The following is a 15757-nucleotide window of genomic DNA, read 5'->3' as shown; positions in this document are numbered from 1 at the left end:
TTTTCAATTACTGCAGACGCTTATCGCGGAAACGCAGGCGGGTTAACCCCGGCCATGTCTTCCATCACGCGAACCACCTGGCAGCTATAGCCGAACTCGTTGTCGTACCACACATACAGCACTACACGATTGTCCTGAGTAATGGTCGCCTCAGCGTCCACCACACCCGCATGGCGCGAGCCAACGAAGTCGGTGGAAACCACTTCCTGCGAATTAACAAAGTCGATCTGCTTATGCAGGTCCGAGTGCAGCGCCATATAGCGCAGGTACTCGTTCATCTCTTCGCGGGTAGCCGCTTTCTCAAGGTTCAGGTTGAGAATCGCCATCGACACGTTCGGCGTTGGAACGCGAATCGCGTTACCGGTCAGCTTGCCGGCCAGCTCAGGCAGCGCCTTGGCAGCAGCAGTGGCAGCACCGGTCTCGGTGATCACCATGTTCAGCGCAGCGCTACGGCCACGGCGATCGCCCTTGTGGAAGTTGTCAATCAGGTTCTGGTCGTTGGTGTACGAGTGAACCGTTTCAACGTGACCGTTAACGATACCGAACTTGTCATTCACAGCCTTCAACACCGGCACGATGGCGTTGGTGGTGCAGGAAGCGGCAGACACGATCTTGTCGTCAGCCGTGATCTCGCCATGGTTAATACCGTGCACGATGTTCTTCAGCTTGCCCTTGCCAGGCGCGGTCAGCACAACGCGGTCGATACCCGGGCACGCCAAGTGCTGGCCCAGGCCTTCGGCATCACGCCATACGCCGGTGTTGTCTACCAGCAGTGCGTCCTTGATGCCGTACTGGGTGTAATCCACCTCGGCCGGGTTTTTCGCGTAGATCACCTGGATCAGGTTACCGTTGGCGGTGATGGTGTTGTTTTCTTCGTCGATGACGATGGTGCCGTTGAACGGACCGTGTACCGAGTCGCGGCGCAGCAGGCTGGCGCGTTTGGTCAGGTCGTTGTCGGCGCCTTTGCGCACCACGATGGCACGCAGCGCAGGCCGTCGCCGCCGCCGGTTTTTTCGATCAGGATGCGCGCCAGCAAACGGCCGATACGACCGAAGCCGTACAGCACAACGTCGGTGCCTTTGCGGGCTGCGGCGTTTTGCTGACCGACCACGTCGGCCATTTCTTCACGCACGAACTGCTCGGCGCTGCGGCCGGCACCTTCTTTGCGGAATTTGTAGGCCAGTTTGCCCAGGTCTACCGAAGCCGCGCCGAGCTTGAGCTCGCTCATGGCTTTAAGCAGCGGGAATGTTTCGTGGACGGAGAGTTCGCTGTCGTCGGCGGAACGGTGACGCGCAAAGCGGTGGGCTTTGAGAATCGCGATGACAGACTGGTTGATCAGGCTGCGGCCATAGATCGAGCTCACCACATTGTTATTGCGGTACAGCTGACCGATAAGCGGAATCATCGCTTCAGCGAGCGCTTCACGGTCGATCCATTCACCAAGACACTGGTCGGGCTTCTGAGTCACGGGAACCTTCCACATGTAGGGGCAGAAAAAAGGGGCTACATTATGCCGCCCCGACCACCCTCGGAGCAATGCGCGCGCCCTAACAAAAAGTGCTTGCGAAAAATCGACACCCCGCTACAGGCCAGTAAATACGCGGCTTCCAGAAGGCCACTTGTTGAGCCGCGAGGCCGACTTGTCCGTAACCCTCCGAAAACTACGCGCATTTGGGCACTACATATTGAGTCAAAAGGCTGCATTGTTTGTCTTAGCCACTACATTTCCCACAAACCGTAATAGGCTCAGTCAGCAACTGACAGGCGGCACCTGGGGCCGTTACAATTACCGACTTTGTCGCAACGCTTGGAGCTCAACCTTCCGTGCCCGTTCTGCGTCTACCGCTTCTCCCTGCCGCGGCAGGTAAACAGCACTGGGGCAATTTGCCCGGTGCCGCCCTGAGCCTGGCCATTGCCGAGGCTGCCAGTGCAGCCAAACGCTTTACCCTGCTGCTCACCGCCGACAGCCAAAGCGCCGAGCGGCTGGAGCAGGAGCTGAGCTTCTTCGCCCCCGATTTGCCGGTGCTGCATTTCCCGGACTGGGAAACCCTGCCCTACGACCTGTTCTCGCCGCATCAGGACATCATTTCCCAGCGCATCGCCAGCCTGTACCGCTTGCCGGAACTGGCCCACGGCGTACTGGTGGTGCCGATCACCACGCGCTGCATCGCCTGGCGCCGACCAAGTTCCTGCTGGGCAGCAGCCTGGTGCTGGACATCGGCCAGAAGCTGGATGTAGAGCAAATGCGCACGCGCCTCGAAGCCAGCGGCTACCGTTGCGTCGACACGGTGTACGAGCACGGTGAATTCGCGGTGCGCGGCGCGTTGATCGACCTGTTCCCGATGGGCAGCAAACTGCCGTACCGCATCGACCTGTTCGATGACGAAATCGAAACCCTGCGCACTTTCGACCCCGAAAACCAGCGCTCCATCGACAAAGTAGAGTCGATCAAGCTGCTGCCGGCGCGGGAATTCCCGCTGCAAAAAGATGCGGTCACGCGCTTCAAGGCGCGCTTTCGCGAACGCTTCGATGTCGACTTCCGTCGCTGCCCGATCTTCCAGGATTTGAGCAGCGGGATTACCCCGGCCGGTATCGAGTACTACCTGCCGCTGTTTTTCGACGAAACCTCCACCCTCTTCGACTACTTGCCGCAGGACACCCAAGTGTTCTCGCTGCCGGGCATTGAGCAGGCAGCGGAAAACTTCTGGAACGATGTGCGCAACCGCTACGAAGAGCGCCGCGTCGACCCGTCCCGGCCTTTATTGCCACCTGCCGAATTGTTTTTGCCGGTTGAAGACTGCTTCGCCCGCCTGAAAAACTGGCCGCGCGTGGTCGCCAGCCAGCAAGACGTGGACGCCGGCAGTGGCCGCGAGCGCTTCCCCGCGCAAGCGCTGCCAGACTTGGCGATCCAGGCCAAAGCCGCCCAGCCGCTGGAAGCCTTGGCCAACTTCATCGGCGATTTCCCCGGCCGCGTGTTGTTTACCGCCGAGTCCGCCGGGCGCCGTGAAGTGTTGCTGGAGCTGTTGGAACGCCTGAAGCTGCGGCCGAAAACCGTCGACAGTTGGCCGGACTTTGTGAAGAGCAAAGAACGTTTGGCGATCACTATCGCGCCGCTCGACGAAGGCTTGCAGCTGGATGACCCGGCCTTGGCGCTGATCGCCGAAAGCCCGCTGTTCGGTCAGCGTGTGATGCAGCGTCGCCGCCGTGACAAACGCGCCGACGCCAACAACGACGCCGTGATCAAAAACCTCACCGAGCTGCGCGAAGGCGCGCCGGTGGTGCATATCGACCACGGCGTCGGCCGTTATTTGGGCTTGCAGACCCTGGAGATCGACAACCAGGCCGCCGAATTCCTCACCATGGAATACGCCGAGGGCGCCAAGCTCTACGTGCCGGTCGCAAGCTTGCACCTGATCGCGCGCTACACCGGCAGCGATGACGCGCTGGCGCCATTGCACCGCCTGGGCTCCGAAACCTGGCAGAAGGCCAAGCGCAAAGCCGCCGAACAGGTGCGCGACGTCGCCGCCGAATTGCTCGACATCTATGCACGCCGCGCGGCGCGCGAAGGGTATGCCTTCGCCGACCCGAAAGCCGACTACGCGACCTTCAGCGCCGGGTTCGCCTTCGAAGAAACCCCCGACCAGCAAACCACCATCGAGGCGGTGCGCGCCGACATGCTCGCGCCCAAGCCGATGGACCGCCTGGTGTGCGGCGACGTGGGCTTCGGCAAGACCGAAGTGGCCATGCGCGCGGCGTTTATCGCAGTACACGGCGGCAAACAGGTGGCGATTCTGGTGCCGACCACCCTGCTCGCCCAACAGCACTACAACAGCTTTCGCGACCGCTTTGCCGACTGGCCGGTGAGCGTAGAGGTGATGAGCCGCTTCAAGTCGGCCAAGGAAGTGAATGCCGCCGTCGCCGACCTCGCCGAAGGCAAGATCGACATTGTGATCGGCACGCACAAGCTGCTGTCGGACGACGTGAAGATCAAAAACCTCGGCTTGGTGATCATCGACGAAGAACACCGTTTTGGTGTGCGGCAAAAAGAACAACTGAAGAACCTGCGCAGTGAAGTCGACATCCTCACCCTGACGGCCACGCCGATTCCGCGCACGCTGAATATGGCCGTGTCGGGCATGCGCGACTTGTCGATTATCGCCACGCCGCCGGCGCGGCGCCTGTCGGTGCGCACGTTCGTGATGGAGCAGAACAAAAGCACGGTCAAGGAAGCGCTGTTGCGCGAACTGCTGCGCGGCGGGCAGGTGTATTACCTGCACAACGACGTAAAAACCATCGAGAAGTGCGCCGCCGACCTGGCCGAACTGGTGCCGGAAGCGCGCATCGCCATCGGCCACGGGCAGATGCGCGAGCGCGAACTCGAACAGGTGATGAGCGACTTCTACCACAAGCGCTTCAACGTGCTGATCGCCTCGACCATCATCGAGACCGGCATCGACGTGCCGAGCGCGAACACCATTATCATCGAGCGTGCCGACAAGTTCGGCCTGGCTCAGCTGCATCAACTGCGCGGCCGCGTCGGGCGCAGTCACCACCAAGCGTATGCCTACCTGCTGACGCCACCGCGCCAACAGATCACCTCCGACGCCGAAAAACGTCTGGAAGCCATCGCCAACACCCAGGACCTCGGTGCGGGTTTTGTATTGGCCACCAACGACCTCGAAATCCGTGGCGCCGGTGAGCTGCTGGGCGACGGCCAGAGCGGGCAGATTCAGGCCGTAGGTTTCACGCTGTACATGGAAATGCTTGAGCGCGCGGTGAAAGCCATCCGCAAAGGCGAGCAACCGAACCTTGATCAACCGCTGGGCGGCGGCCCGGAAATCAACCTGCGTTTGCCTGCGTTGATTCCCGAAGACTACTTGCCGGACGTGCACGCGCGGCTGATTCTGTACAAGCGCATCGCCTCGGCCACCGACGAAGAAGGCCTCAAAGACCTGCAAGTGGAAATGATCGACCGCTTCGGGCTGCTGCCGGAACCGACCAAGAACCTGGTGCGCCTGACCTTGCTCAAATTGCAGGCCGAGCAGTTGGGTATCAAAAAAGTCGACGCTGGCCCGCAAGGCGGGCGCATCGAGTTCGAAGCGCAGACGCCGGTGGACCCGCTGGTACTGATCAAGCTGATTCAGGGCCAGCCCAACCGCTACAAGTTCGAAGGGGCTACGCTGTTCAAGTTCATGGTGCCGATGGAACGCGCCGAAGAACGCTTTAATACCCTGGAGGCGCTGTTTGAGCGCCTCATTCCGAAAACCGTTTGAAGGACGCCCGCATGCGCCTGTTCCGCATTCTGAGCCTGTTATTGGTGGTGGTTGCACCTTCGGCGTTTGCCGACAGCCCGTATCAGGTTGAAATGATCCTGGTGCGCCAGAATGCCGAGCCGGTGATCAACAGCCGCGCCGCGCCGGAAGACTGGGATGCCGGGGCCGTGCACCTGGGCGACAAAATGAGCCCGCCGCGCCTGAGCACTATCGTCGACAAGCTACGCGCCGACTCCAGCTACACCGTGCTGGCGCACAAGGCCTGGGAACAAAACCTCGGCGAGCAACCGGTTAAAATCGCGATCACCGACGGCCAGGAGCAATTTGGCCAGTTCCCTATCGAGGGCGTGTTGAACCTGCAACTGGGTCGTTTCACCGACATCGATGCCGACTTCTGGATCAACCAGTTCGACGCCAACGGCAGCGTGATCGCCAGCGAGCGTCTGGCCCAGCAAGACGTGCGCACCAAGAACAACCAGCTTAATTACCTCGACGGCGGCCACCTGGCGCTGCTGATCAAAATCACTTCGCTGACCGCCAAGCCGCCCAGCGCGCCACCGCCCGACATTCAGGACTGATCCAGCGCCATGCCCCTGACGTCGCCGTTGACCAAACCCCTGGCCCCTTCGTGGGCCAATCGCTTTAAAGAGCAAAGCCTTGAGCGCGGGCGACGCTACGCTCTGGAAAACCGCGTGCGCATTGTCGAGTCGGGTGACAGCACCATCGTCGCCAGTTGCGAAGGCTCGGGCGGCAACGTTTATCGGCAGACTATCTCGCTGCGCGAGTCGGCCAAGGGCATGCTGATTCTGGTCGACAGCCGCTGTACCTGCCCGGTGCACACCAACTGCAAACACATCGCGGCAGTGCTGCTCAAGGTCCAGGAAACCCTGGCCTACCCAGCAGCGGCCGAAGATGCCGAACTGCTCGAAAAGCTCCAGGCCGTGCTGGATAACCGCGTGGTGCTGCCCCAAGTGGTGATGGAAGACGTGTTGCCCGTGCCGCGCCTGTGGCTGGCGAGTGTCGAGTTCAGCGCGTTTGAACCGCGTAATGGCAAGATGCAGCGTTATATCCAGCACCGCGCGGCGCTGTCGTTCAACTACTTGGGCAACTACGTCAGCGGGCAAAAAAACGCCGACATCATTGTGCGCCAGGAAACCCAAAGCCTGCGCATCAAGCGCCATCCCGAGCTGGAGCAGCCGTATCGCGAGCAACTGCGCCTGCTGGGTTTCAAGATCGCCACGCGCCAGAGCAAGGCACTGCCGGAAAGCGCCGGTGAATTGTTCGAAATGGTCAATGACAGCGCCTGGCTGAACTTCACGCTGAATGCATCGCCGGCCTTGCGCGCCAACGGTTGGGAACTGCAGATTGATGAAGATTTCGGTTTTGACCTGAGCGCCGTCGATGACTGGTACGCCAAAGTGGACGAAGGCCCGGAGCGCGACTGGTTCGACCTGGAACTGGGCATCATCGTCAACGGCGAGCGGCTGAGCCTGCTGCCGATCCTGCTTAACCTGATGCGCTCGCACACCGAGATACTCAACCCGGAAAAACTCGCGCGGCGCCGTGATGACGAACTGATCCTGGTGAACATTCCCGGCCTGCCGAATGGCCACGGCCCGCTGCAAGTGGCGCTGCCTTATGGGCGCTTGAAGCCGGTACTGGCCACGCTTGGCGAGTTTTACCTGCAGGAATCCGGCACCACCACGTTGCGCCTGGCCAAAGCCGACGCGATTCGCCTCAACCCGCTTGAAGACTTGCCGCTGCAATGGGAAGGCGGCGAAAAAATCCGCAACTTTGCCCAGCGCCTGCGCAACATCAAGGACTTCGCCTGCGTGACGCCCGAGGGCTTAAACGCGACCTTGCGCCCGTACCAGTTGGAAGGCCTGAGCTGGATGCAGTCACTGCGCCAGCTCGACGTCGGCGGGATTCTTGCGGATGACATGGGCCTGGGCAAAACCCTACAAACCTTGGCGCATATTCTTAGCGAAAAAATCGCCGGGCGCCTGGACCGGCCGTGCATGGTAGTGATGCCCACTAGCCTGATCCCGAATTGGCTCGACGAAGCGGCGCACTTTACACCGCAACTCAACGTGCTGGCGCTGTACGGCGCGACGCGCAAGAAACACTTCCAGAACTTGCAGGATTACGACCTGCTGCTGACCACCTACGCGCTGCTGCCCAAAGACATCGAACACCTCGCCGCCCTGCCCTTGCATGTGCTGATTCTGGATGAAGCCCAATACATCAAGAACCCCAACAGCAAAGCCGCACACGCGGCGCGCGAGCTGAACGCGCGCCAGCGCCTGTGCCTGAGTGGCACGCCGTTGGAAAACCACCTGGGCGAGTTGTGGTCGTTGTTCCACTTCCTGCTGCCGGGCTGGCTGGGCGACGTAAAAAGCTTCAACCGCGATTACCGCGTGCCCATCGAAAAGCGCGCCAGTGAGGTGCGCTTACAGCACCTTAACGGTCGGATAAAACCATTCCTGCTGCGCCGCACCAAAGAACAGGTCGCGACGGAGTTACCGCCCAAGACCGAGATTATCCATTGGGTCGACCTCAATGAAGCCCAGCGCGACGTGTACGAAACCATGCGCCTGGCCATGGATAAAAAAGTCCGCGACGAAATTACCCGCAAAGGCGTGGCGCGCAGCCAGATCATCATTCTCGAAGCGCTGCTCAAGCTGCGCCAGGTGTGCTGCGATTTACGCCTGGTCAACGACGCCATCCTGCCCGCCCACGGCAGCAGCTCGGGCAAGCTCGACAGCCTGATGGCAATGCTTGAAGAGTTGTTTGCCGAAGGGCGCCGGATTCTGCTGTTCTCGCAGTTCACCTCGATGCTCAGCCTGATCGAAGCCGAGCTGAAAAAGCGCGGGGTTGCCTACGCGCTGCTGACCGGCCAGACGCGTGATCGACGCACGCCAGTGAAAGACTTTCAGAGCGGCAAGCTGCAGATTTTTCTGATCAGTTTAAAGGCGGGCGGCGTGGGCTTGAACCTGACCGAAGCCGACACGGTGATTCACTATGACCCGTGGTGGAACCCGGCCACGGAAAACCAGGCGACTGACCGTGCGTATCGCATCGGGCAAGAGAAGCCAGTGTTCGTGTACAAGATGATCGCGCGGGGCACTGTGGAAGAAAAGATTCAGCACCTGCAGAAGGAAAAATCCGACCTGGCGGCGGGCGTGCTGGATGGGCGTACCACCGGCGATTGGCAGTTGGCCAATGACGACATCGAGGCGTTGTTTGCGCCGTTGCCCAACAAGCAAGAGAAGCGCTGACGGTTAAACCGCTATCGCGAGCAAGCCCGCTCCCACACTTGACCGCGTTTACTCAGGATGTACACGGTCAAGTGTGGGAGCGGGCTTGCTCGCGAAAGGCGCAACTCGGTGTCAGCCCGGCAATGGCGCGATTTTAAACCAAGCGATGGCCAGCCAAAGGCGGATGCTTCCTACCTTCCGGTACGCATACACGCCTACTGGACGCCCCTGTTTCCGACATTTCAGGGCTTAATTAAACAGGGCCCTGTCACTCAATCAGTTCGACTCCCCGAAGCGCACCGACCGCCGCCATCCAGCGCGGGTCTTGCTTGTAGTCCGTCGATGCAAGCGCTTGCCCACGCATACGCGCGATGCGCGGCGACGGCGTGACCTTCATGCGCTGGGCGGCCGTCAATGCCAGCTCGGCAGCCGCCCGGTCGTTACACACCAGGCCCATGTCACAACCGGCGGTCAACGCGGCCTCGATACGGCTGGCGGCGTCGCCGACCACATGCGCGCCGGCCATCGACAGGTCATCGCTGAAAATCACCCCATCGAACTGCAATTCACCGCGCAGAATATCCTGCAACCAACGACGTGAAAAGCCGGCGGGCTGGGCATCGACCTGCGGGTAAATGACGTGAGCAGGCATCACCGCAGCCAATTGCTTGCTCAAGCGTGCGAAGGGCACCAGGTCATTCGCGCGAATCTGTTCCAGGCTGCGTTCATCATTCGGAATCGCGACGTGGGAATCCGCCTCAGCCCAGCCGTGGCCCGGAAAATGTTTACCGGTGGCGGCCATGCCCGCGCTGTTCATACCGCGAATGAAAGCACCCGCCAGCACAGCGGCGCGCTCGGGGTCGCCTTCGAATGATCGGGTGCCAACTACGGCGCTGCGCTGGTAGTCCAGGTCGAGCACCGGGGCAAAACTCAAGTCCAGGCCGACGGCCAGCACTTCGGTGGCCATGATCCAGCCGCACTGCTCGGCGAGGTATTCGGCGTTCGGCTTATCCGCCAACGCGCGCATGGCCGGCAGGCGCACGAAGCCTTGGCGCAGGCGCTGCACGCGACCACCTTCCTGGTCGACAGCCAGCAGCAGGTCCGGGCGCACCGCACGGATCGCCGCGCTCAACTCGCGCACTTGGCGTGGGTGCTCGATATTGCGCGCAAAAATGATCAACCCACCCACTTCAGGCTGGCGCAACACGTGGCGATCCTCGGCCGTCAGCCAAGTGCCGGCAACGTCGACCATCAAAGAACCTTGCAGGGCAGCAGTCATAAACCTTCCTTAAATAACGCACACAACCCGCAGCCCTCATCGGGCGCCATTCGTACTAATGGGCGCTCGGTGAAAACGACGGGTTGCGTGTAACGTAAATAGCTGAATTCGGCATGGCGGCTAGCTTAGCGGATGCAAGCGGCCGCGCACACCCAGAGCGGTCACGCCTTGGCGACCGCCAGTGTGGATTTGCTGCGTGGGCGCAATTGCGCGGCAACCATGGCCGGGTCGGTCACGCCGGATTCGGCACGCATGCCGGCGGCGAGGAACGGCACCATCAGGCGCATCACCTGTTCAATCGAGGTGTTCACGCCGAAGTCAGTCTCGGCAATCGCGCGCAATGCCTTGATCCCGGACATGCTGAACGCGGCCGCGCGAGCATGAAGTGCACACGCCAGAACAGTTCGATCGGTGGAATACTCGGCGCGGCTTCGTTGACCAGCAGCATGTAGCGGCGAAACACCTTGCCGTACATGTCTTCCAGATAACGCCGAAGGTGGCCCTGGCTCTGGCTGAAGGCCAAGCCCAACAGGCGCATGAAAATCGACAGATCGTTGCCACTGCGCGGTTGGACGACCAGCGCTTGCTCGACGAGAATTTCCAGCAGGTCTTCCAGGCTTGGGGTGTTTTCGGGCTTGGTCTGACGGCGCTCCAGCTCGCGGTCGAGGCTGGCGCAGAATGGCCCCAGGAAGCGCGAAAACACCGCCTGGATCAGGGCTTTTTTGGAGCCGAAATGGTAGTTCACCGCAGCCAGATTAACCCCAGCCTTGCTGGTGATCAGCCGCAATGAGGTTTCGGCAAATCCTTTTTCCGCGAACAATTGCTCGGCAGCATCGAGAATACGTTCAACGGTTTCTGACTGGGCCATGACTACTCCGCCTGACAAACACTTGTTTGAAACATACGTTTCAGGGTGTGTCTTGTCAAGCCTGAGCGTTCGTTTTACGGCCGGGCAGTCATCTATTTGCGCGACATTTAATCACATCCTTGCCTGTGCGCAGTACGCACTGCTGCTGCGTTGCAGGAAGGGTGAAATATGACCGTCCAGCGGAGTGCCCAAAAAGGATGATTGCCAAGCGCAATTCACTGTATATAATCCCAGTCACTGTATAAAAAGACAGAGCGATCAACATGCTAAAACTGACGCCACGCCAAGCTGAGATTCTGGCTTTTATCAAGCGCTGCCTCGATGACAACGGCTACCCGCCGACGCGAGCGGAAATTGCGCTGGAGCTGGGGTTCAAATCCCCCAACGCCGCTGAAGAGCACCTCAAGGCACTCGCTCGCAAAGGCGCGATCGAGATGACCCCCGGTGCTTCACGCGGTATTCGTATCCCTGGCTTTGAAGCCAAGGCCGACGAATCGACCCTGCCGATCATTGGCCGCGTCGCCGCCGGTGCGCCGATCCTGGCACAGCAGCACGTCGAGGAATCCTGCAATATCAACCCCACCTTCTTCCATCCGCGCGCCGACTACCTGTTGCGTGTGCACGGCATGAGCATGAAGGACGTGGGCATATTCGACGGTGACCTGCTGGCCGTCCACACCACCCGTGAAGCGCGTAATGGCCAGATCGTCGTCGCCCGCATCGGCGATGAAGTCACCGTGAAACGCTTCAAGCGTGAAGGCAGCAAGGTCTGGCTGCTGGCCGAGAACCCCGAGTTTGCCCCGATCGAAGTGAACCTGAAAGATCAGGACCTGGTGATCGAAGGTTTGAGCGTTGGCGTCATTCGCCGCTAAAGGAGGCACCATGCAGCTCGTGCACACCCCACAACACACACAACTGTCGCTGTTCGAGGCCTTTATGGCTCAACCGCTCTCGCCCACCCTCAAGGAAACGGTCGAGGCGCCCTGGGGCGCCGAACCTGAGGCGTTCAGTGAACTGTCGTTGCGCGGTGCTGCCGGGAGCTGCCTGAGCCTGCTGGCGCCGATCCTTCGTGAATTGAGCGAAGACCAGGACGCGCGCTGGCTGACGCTGATCGCACCGCCCGCCAGCCTGACTCAGGCCTGGCTGCGGGACGCTGGCCTCAACCGCGAGCGCATCCTGCTGTTGCAACCGCGCGGCATGCAAAGCGCCCAGCAATTGACCTGCGAAGCCTTGCGCCTGGGCCGCAGCCATACCGTGGTGAGCTGGCTCAACCCACTGAATGCAACGGCCAAGCAGCAGCTGATCAGCGCCGCGCGTACCGGCGATGCGCAGAGTTTGAATATTCGATTGGGGTAATTTAGCTGAAAGGTGGGCTTGTTGTGGCGAGCCTGCCGGTTACAACAGCCCGCGCTTCACAAATTCAGTGAAGAACCCGCGAGCCGTCATCCTTCTCGGGCTCGCCGTCTGCCAGGCGACCTGCCATCTGCACACCGACGCTCAACATCGCTTTTGCCACTTCCACGTGCTGGCCTTGCAGGAATGCTTTTGCGTCCTCGGAAAAGTCCAAAATAACCAAAGAACCCTCGTCCTCAGCTCGGCGCAGTTCGATTCGGCCGTCAGGCAACTCAACAATTTCCAAAAAGGACGTCGGCATAAAAGTCTGTTCTCCACGAAAGGCGGCAATTATATCAGTCATCCACCCAGCCTCGCAGAGGATCTGAACAGGTTTCTTTACGGCTTGATGAATGGTGCGCTCGAACACCGAGCGTTCATCCGGTCGTTGCGGCCGACTCAGCTCAGCACTCGTTCAAGCCTTCGCGAAAGCGCAACGCCATCTTTTTCAACGCCTGGCGCCAGCTTTCCAGCTCTTCCCGACTCAATGGCTTGGGCTCATCATCTTCCACGGCCACGGTCACGATCAGCGGTTTTGTCACATCGCCTTTGGGCACGTGCGGAATACGCGGTGGCTGGAACATGTCGGCGTGGGCTTTGAGCAGGCGCGCAATCCAGCTGTCGGGGCTCTGGGCCATTTCCACCAGCTCGGCCAACTCAGGAATCGCCATGCTCTCCAGCACTTCGCGGGTCATGATCATTTCTGCACGCGGCGAACCGGCCTGAGGCAAACGGTAAAACCCGGCGATTTCATGGCACAGCCCCAGCAAGGCGCCGTACAGGTGAAATAACGCCGCTTCACGCCCCGCCTGGACCAGTGCGATGGCGTTCATCTCTTTACCCTGCTCGGCACGGCCAAGGGCTTCCAGAGACAAACCCGCGAAGTAAATTTTCTGGTTGGTACGGGTATAGAGTTCGTTGGCCATAACGGCGGTCTCCACAACAAAATAAGCCTGATGCTGCCTGCGCAGGCGCGAGCACGCTCGTTCCTGCCACACGCAAAAGCCGTCTATACAGACGGCTTTTATCGTTAACAGCCTAGCGGATCAAGCGCCTTGGCGCTTGTCCTCGACCTTCCATTTGCCGCCGTCGTAGAAAGCTTTCCAGCCGGTAGGCTTGCCCTCCACTTCGGTCTGCACGTACTGCTCCTTGGTTTTGCGGCTGTAGCGGATCACGGCTGGGCGACCATCCGGGTCCTTCTTCGGCGCTTCACACAGGAAGTGGTACTTGGGGTCGATCTCGTCCTTGTGCGGAACGATCTCCAGCACCAGCGGTGCTCGGGTCTCGCGGTTTTTCGGGAACTGGCTGGCGGCCAGGAACAAGCCCGAAGCGCCGTCACGCAGGATATAGGTGTCGTTGACCTTCTCGCACTTGAGCTCAGGCATCTTCACCGGGTCCATCTTCGGCGGCGCTGCATCACCGCTTTTCAGCAGCTTGCGGGTGTTCTTGCACGTCGGGTTGGTGCAACCGAAGAACTTGCCGAATCGGCCGGTCTTGAGCTGCATCTCGCTGCCGCACTTGTCGCATTCCAGGCTCGGGCCTTCGTAGCCCTTGATGCGGTAGCTGCCTTCTTCGATTTCGTAGCCATCGCAATCCGGGTTGTTACCGCAGATGTGCAATTTGTGCTTCTCATCCAGCAGGTAGGCGTCCATCGCCGTGCTGCAGATCGGGCAACGGTGTTTGCCACGCAGTACCAGCGACTCGGACTCACCTTCGTCATCGGCGGCGATTTCATCGCCCGGCACCAGGTTAACGGTGGCCTTGCAGCGCTCTTTCGGCGGCAGGCTGTAACCCGAGCACCCCAGGAATACGCCGGTGGAGGCGGTACGAATCTGCATCGGGCGCCCGCAGGTCAGGCACGGGATGTCGGTCATCACCGGCTGGTTGGCGCGCATGCCGGTGTCAGGGCTTTCAGCCACTTCGAGTTTCTTTTTGAAGTCGCCGTAGAACTCGTCGAGTACGTTTTTCCAGTCGCGCTCGCCCTGCGCCACGTCATCGAGGTTCTCTTCCATACCGGCGGTAAAGCCGTAGTCCATCAGGTTGGAGAAGCTCTCGGACAGGCGCTCGGTAACGATGTCGCCCATCTTTTCCGAGTAGAAACGACGGTTGTGCAGCGCGACGTAGCCACGGTCCTGGATGGTCGAGATGATCGCCGCGTAGGTCGAAGGACGACCGATACCGCGTTTTTCCATCTCTTTTACCAGGCTGGCTTCGGAATAACGCGCCGGCGGCTTGGTGAAATGCTGCGACGGGTCGAGCTTGATCAGCTTCAACGCATCGCCTTGCGCCATGTCCGGCAGCACATCGTCATCGCCTGGTTTGGCGATTTGCGGCATGACGCGGGTGTAGCCGTCGAACTTGAGGATACGGCCCTTGGCACGCAGCTCGAAGTCGGAAGCCGCCACGCTGACCGTGGTCGACAAGTATTGCGCCGGCAGCATCTGGCAGGCCAGGAACTGGCGCCAGATCAACTCGTAGAGGCGCTCGGCGTCACGTTCCATGCCGCTCAGCTTGGCAGGCTCGGTGTTGGCGTCGGAAGGACGAATCGCTTCGTGAGCCTCCTGCGCGCCTTCTTTGCTGCTGTAAACGTTCGGCTTTTCGGGCAGGTACTTCTTGCCGAATTCGGTTTCAATATACGTACGCGCCATCGCCACCGCGTCTTGCGACAGGTTGGTGGAGTCGGTACGCATATAAGTGATGTAGCCAGCTTCATACAAACGCTGGGCCATCATCATGGTTTTCTTCACACCGAAGCCCAGGCGGTTACTCGCGGCCTGTTGCAGGGTGGACGTGATGAACGGCGCCGACGGTTTGCTGCTGGTCGGCTTGTCTTCGCGCTTGACGATGCTGTAGCTGGAAGACTTGAGCTTCTCCAGCGCGGCCATGGCCTGGGCTTCGTTCAGCGGCTTGAAAGCCTCGCCTTTTTCACGGGCCACTTCAAAGCGCACATTGGCGCCCTTGGTGGTGCCGAGGTCAGCGTGGATTTCCCAGTATTCTTCGGGGTTGAACGCACGGATCTCGCGCTCACGCTCCACCACCAGCTTGACCGCGACCGACTGCACGCGGCCGGCGGACAGGCCACGGGCGATCTTCGCCCACAGCAACGGCGAGACCATGTAACCCACAACGCGGTCGAGGAAACGCCGCGCCTGTTGTGCGTTTACGCGGTCAATGTCCAGTTCGCCCGGTTTGGAGAAGGCTTCCTGGATGGCCTTTTTGGTGATTTCGTTGAACACCACACGCTTGTAGCGGCTGTCATCGCCGCCGATGGCTTCGCGCAGGTGCCAGGCAATGGCTTCCCCTTCGCGGTCCAAGTCCGTCGCGAGATAGATGGTGTCAGCATCTTTGGCGAGCCGGCGCAGCTCCTCGATGACCTTTTCCTTGCCCGGAAGGATCTCGTACTTGGCCTTCCAGCCATGATCCGGGTCTACACCCATGCGGGAGACCAGCTGCTTGCGCGCTTTCTCTTTAGGCGTGAGTACCGGACCTTCGCCCGCAGCCGCCTTGCCACGCTTGGCGGCAGGCTCCTTGCTGGCGCTAGCCGAACCGCTGGTGGGCAGGTCTCGGATATGGCCGATACTCGACTTCACCACGTACTCGTTACCCAAGTACTTGTTGATGGTCTTGGCCTTAGCCGGGGATTCCACAATGACCAGCGATTTGCCCATGGATCGGAAAATTCCTGAAT

At 60.4% G+C, this 15757-nt stretch carries 8 protein-coding genes and 3 pseudogenes; 5 read left to right on the top strand and 6 right to left on the bottom strand.

The window, feature by feature from the left end:
• Nucleotides 1-20: 20 nt before the first annotated feature.
• Nucleotides 21-1483, bottom strand: a pseudogene (locus tag F0169_RS12680) (glyceraldehyde-3-phosphate dehydrogenase).
• 341 nt (nucleotides 1484-1824) lie between these two features.
• Between F0169_RS12680 and mfd the strand changes: the two are divergent.
• The 3 genes and pseudogenes from mfd (at nucleotide 1825) to F0169_RS12665 (ending at nucleotide 8551) form a co-directional block, all read left to right on the top strand.
• A pseudogene (gene mfd / locus F0169_RS12675) lies at nucleotides 1825-5273 on the top strand (transcription-repair coupling factor).
• Nucleotides 5274-5284: 11 nt separating this feature from the next.
• Nucleotides 5285-5851, top strand: a complete 567-nt coding sequence (locus F0169_RS12670; RefSeq protein ID WP_122252167.1) for a CsiV family protein — start codon at nucleotides 5285-5287, stop codon at nucleotides 5849-5851.
• A 9-nt stretch (nucleotides 5852-5860) separates the two neighbouring features.
• Nucleotides 5861-8551: a DEAD/DEAH box helicase gene (locus F0169_RS12665; RefSeq protein ID WP_152746714.1), complete on the top strand. Its 2691-nt coding sequence runs from the start codon at nucleotides 5861-5863 to the stop codon at nucleotides 8549-8551.
• Between the two features lie 247 nt (nucleotides 8552-8798).
• On the opposite strand, the gene nagZ is transcribed toward F0169_RS12665, so the two are convergent.
• Both nagZ and F0169_RS12655 read right to left on the bottom strand, forming a co-directional pair.
• Nucleotides 8799-9809 (bottom strand): beta-N-acetylhexosaminidase, encoded by a 1011-nt coding sequence (gene nagZ, locus F0169_RS12660; protein WP_152746713.1) that lies wholly within the window; start codon nucleotides 9807-9809, stop codon nucleotides 8799-8801.
• Between the two features lie 161 nt (nucleotides 9810-9970).
• Nucleotides 9971-10677: pseudogene (locus F0169_RS12655) on the bottom strand (TetR/AcrR family transcriptional regulator).
• 263 nt (nucleotides 10678-10940) lie between these two features.
• On the opposite strand from F0169_RS12655, the gene lexA reads away from it, so the two are divergent.
• A complete protein-coding gene (gene lexA, locus F0169_RS12650) occupies nucleotides 10941-11549 on the top strand; it encodes a transcriptional repressor LexA (protein WP_003172575.1) in 609 nt (202 codons plus the stop codon).
• Between the two features lie 10 nt (nucleotides 11550-11559).
• Entirely contained in the window at nucleotides 11560-12033 is a 474-nt protein-coding gene (gene sulA, locus F0169_RS12645; protein WP_058411024.1) for an SOS-induced cell division inhibitor SulA, read from the top strand.
• A gap of 64 nt (nucleotides 12034-12097) precedes the next feature.
• Here sulA and F0169_RS12640 read toward each other — a convergent pair whose 3' ends face one another.
• The 3 genes from F0169_RS12640 to topA all read right to left on the bottom strand — a co-directional run bounded on the left by F0169_RS12640 (nucleotide 12098) and on the right by topA (nucleotide 15737).
• Nucleotides 12098-12331 (bottom strand): hypothetical protein, encoded by a 234-nt coding sequence (locus tag F0169_RS12640; RefSeq protein ID WP_058411273.1) that lies wholly within the window; start codon nucleotides 12329-12331, stop codon nucleotides 12098-12100.
• Nucleotides 12332-12473: 142 nt separating this feature from the next.
• Nucleotides 12474-12995, bottom strand: coding sequence for a DUF6586 family protein (locus tag F0169_RS12635; protein ID WP_152746712.1), 522 nt, complete (start codon nucleotides 12993-12995; stop codon nucleotides 12474-12476).
• A gap of 120 nt (nucleotides 12996-13115) precedes the next feature.
• Nucleotides 13116-15737, bottom strand: a complete 2622-nt coding sequence (gene topA / locus F0169_RS12630; RefSeq protein ID WP_152746711.1) for a type I DNA topoisomerase — start codon at nucleotides 15735-15737, stop codon at nucleotides 13116-13118.
• Nucleotides 15738-15757: the final 20 nt, after the last annotated feature.

Source organism: Pseudomonas kitaguniensis, from assembly GCF_009296165.1.
Classification (GTDB): domain Bacteria; phylum Pseudomonadota; class Gammaproteobacteria; order Pseudomonadales; family Pseudomonadaceae; genus Aquipseudomonas; species Aquipseudomonas kitaguniensis.
Note: the sequence above shows the minus strand (reverse complement) of the source record. Positions and strands in the feature narration are given on the sequence as shown.

Excerpts from the sequence above, each read along its gene's own strand:
- F0169_RS12635 (WP_152746712.1), bottom strand. The coding sequence starts at position 12,995 with ATGGCCAACGAACTCTATACCCGTACCAACCAGAAAATTTACTTCGCG.
- sulA (WP_058411024.1), top strand. The coding sequence starts at position 11,560 with ATGCAGCTCGTGCACACCCCACAACACACACAACTGTCGCTGTTCGAG.
- F0169_RS12670 (WP_122252167.1), top strand. The coding sequence starts at position 5,285 with ATGCGCCTGTTCCGCATTCTGAGCCTGTTATTGGTGGTGGTTGCACCT.
- nagZ (WP_152746713.1), bottom strand. The coding sequence starts at position 9,809 with ATGACTGCTGCCCTGCAAGGTTCTTTGATGGTCGACGTTGCCGGCACT.
- F0169_RS12640 (WP_058411273.1), bottom strand. The coding sequence starts at position 12,331 with ATGCCGACGTCCTTTTTGGAAATTGTTGAGTTGCCTGACGGCCGAATC.
- topA (WP_152746711.1), bottom strand. The coding sequence starts at position 15,737 with ATGGGCAAATCGCTGGTCATTGTGGAATCCCCGGCTAAGGCCAAGACC.
- F0169_RS12665 (WP_152746714.1), top strand. The coding sequence starts at position 5,861 with ATGCCCCTGACGTCGCCGTTGACCAAACCCCTGGCCCCTTCGTGGGCC.
- lexA (WP_003172575.1), top strand. The coding sequence starts at position 10,941 with ATGCTAAAACTGACGCCACGCCAAGCTGAGATTCTGGCTTTTATCAAG.